At 57.7% G+C, this 2,025-nt stretch carries 2 protein-coding genes; both read left to right on the forward strand.

The genetic code is table 11. From position 1 onward, the window contains the following. Nucleotides 1–585, forward strand: a 585-nt coding sequence (locus tag QMZ05_RS40710) for an acyl-CoA dehydrogenase family protein (RefSeq protein WP_353705874.1), incomplete at its 5' end; no start/stop codon positions are given. A gap of 42 nt (nucleotides 586–627) precedes the next feature. Next, a complete protein-coding gene (locus tag QMZ05_RS40715) occupies nucleotides 628–2,013 on the forward strand; it encodes an FAD-binding oxidoreductase (protein ID WP_353705875.1) in 1,386 nt (461 codons plus the stop codon). The last annotated feature ends 12 nt before the right edge of the window (nucleotides 2,014–2,025 follow it).

Consider the following 2,025-nt stretch of genomic DNA (forward strand, 5'->3'; position numbering starts at 1 on the left):
CTCCTACCTCGGGAGGCAATCTCGGCGCGACGACGCGCGACGTTTGCGCGCGACAACCAGTGCCGTCTCGATCTGAATGGTGTAGAGTTGGGCGCTGCCAATGTTTTCGGTGAAGGCAAAGGCTTGGGTCATGACGATCTCCGCTGGACATCCAATGCCACGACAGTACTCCATTGCATGGACATGATTGGCGGAGCCCAGGCGGTCATTGATCGAACTGTTGCCTATACCATGGATAGACATCAGTTTGGTCGACCCATCGCTAGTTTTCAGGCAGCGCAACACCACGTCGCGAACATGCACATTGCCGTCGAAGGCGCTCGGCTTGCGGCGTACCAGGCGGTTTCGCGTGTGGGTGACGGACGGATTGCGGAACGGGAAACAGCGATCGCCAAGTTCAAGGCTAATGAGGCGTATAAGTTTGCGACGCTGACGGCTCATCAGCTGCACGGGGCTATGGGCTTGATGGTCGAATTCGACCTGCACCTCTGGTCGGAACGCGCCAAGGCTATGGAGCTGCGTCACGGCGCCTGGGACACGCAAATTCGCCGGCTTGCATCCGCGCTAGGGTTGACTGCGCTGTGATGCTCCGCGGCTGCGGCTCAGGTCCCTCATCGAGGAGAGTGAATGCAAACTCTTTCGACCGATCTTGTGGCTGAGCTGACGGCGCTTCTTGGCGTTAGCTGCATTCGTACTGGTCGCGATATCGAGCCACGACATCTTCAGGATTTCGCTGTCGCTAGTCCGTCTGATGAACTGCCAGCAGCAGTCGTCTACCCGCGCAACACCTTGCAGGTAGCAGCCATCCTGAAGTTGTGCAACGGAATGCGGGTCCCGGTGGTGCCACAGGGCGGCCTCACCGGCCTCGCCGGTGGGGCCACTCCGGTGTGCGGATGCGTGCTGCTGTCGCTTGAACGAATGCGCCGCATTGAGGAAATTGACGCCGATGCTGCGACCATCACGGTCCAAGCGGGAGTGCCGCTCCAGGTAATCCAGGAAGCGGCCGACAAGGTCGGCTTGTTTTTTCCGCTCGATCTTGGAGCGCGTGGTACTTGCCAGATTGGCGGCAACGTTTCCACCAACGCTGGGGGTTACCACGTCCTCCGGTTTGGCATGACTCGGGACCTGTTGCTCGGTTTGGAAGTGGTGTTGGCGGACGGCACTGTTGTAAGCGCGCTCAATAAGATGGTGAAGAACAATGCCGGGTACGATATCAAGCAGCTCTTTGTCGGCAGCGAAGGGACGCTTGGCGTCATTACACGCGCCGTCTTGAAATTATCGGCCAAGCAGCACGCCGTCTGTACCGCACTTTGTGGCGTCAGGGATTTTGAACAAGTGCTAAGTTTGCTGCGGCTCCTGCGGTCTCAATTGGGCGGAGCCATGTCGGCGTTCGAAATGATGTGCCGAGAACACTATGCATTTGGCTGCGCGGGCCGTTCAGCACCCCTCCAAGCCACTCATGGTGCTTACGTCCTGGTCGAGACACTAGGACATGATTCCGCAGAGGAGATAGTTCGTCTCGAAAGAGTAATCGCCTCAGCGCTGGAAGGAGGGATCGTCGATGATGTCGTGATCGCTCAATCGCGCGGGCAATCCCAGAACCTGTGGGCGATCCGCGAAGGCCTCGCGCGTAGCTCTGCGCCTTATGTCTCGTTTGACGTAAGCATTCCCATCGGAAAGATGGGCACCTTCATGATCGAATCGAAGGCGCGACTAGCTGCGCGCTGGCCTGCGGCGAAAATCTTCTACTATGGCCACGTCGCTGATGCCAACCTCCACGTAGTCATTCAGCTCGAGGCAGACCCAATGCCCATTCAAGAAATGGATGAGGTGCTCTATGGCGCAGTCCGCGATTGGCAAGGTTCGATATCCGCCGAGCACGGGATCGGACTGTTGAAGCGCGAGTTCCTACCTTATTCCTGCGGTCCGGAAGCGGTTAACCTGATGAAACGCGTAAAACAGGCTCTCGACCCTAACAACATTCTTAATCCCGGAAAGATATTCAGGGTATAGAATCCCTCACCA

Origin of the sequence: Bradyrhizobium sp. INPA03-11B, from assembly GCF_040446015.1 — a bacterium.
In the GTDB taxonomy this organism is placed as follows: domain Bacteria; phylum Pseudomonadota; class Alphaproteobacteria; order Rhizobiales; family Xanthobacteraceae; genus Bradyrhizobium; species Bradyrhizobium macuxiense_A.

What these genes read in the sequence shown, in the direction of transcription:
- QMZ05_RS40715 (WP_353705875.1), top strand. Translation starts at nt 628, where the DNA reads ATGCAAACTCTTTCGACCGATCTTGTGGCTGAGCTGACGGCGCTTCTT.